The sequence below is a fragment of the Rhizobium ecuadorense genome, from assembly GCF_001187535.1.
In the GTDB taxonomy this organism is placed as follows: Bacteria; Pseudomonadota; Alphaproteobacteria; order Rhizobiales; family Rhizobiaceae; genus Rhizobium; species Rhizobium ecuadorense.
The window spans coordinates 1-255 of record NZ_LFIO01000182.1; the positions used below are offsets into that span (position 1 = coordinate 1).

The 255-nt window shown below is 51.8% G+C and carries 1 pseudogene; it reads left to right on the forward strand.

The annotated features are described in order from the left end of the window. Positions 1-255 (forward strand): annotated as a pseudogene (locus AF337_RS04580) (two-component sensor histidine kinase); the annotation flags it as partial.

The window sequence follows — 255 nt, forward strand, 5'->3', positions numbered from 1 at the left end:
TATCAACACAATGCTCGCCGACAATATTTTCGCGGCATTTCATCGCTTCGTCATCGGTCAATCACACCCTGATGTCCTGACTGTCGGAATTGATGACAAGCGCGCCCTTGTCTTTCAACTGCCAGTTTTTCCCAGCTATGTGTGGTTTGTTCCAGCCGCGGCGAGCGGATTTTTAAAAATCGTCATCCCATTGGTGCTGCTCGCATATTTCAGCAGCCGGCTCATCACCGAACCTCTGAGGCACTTTGCCGCCGC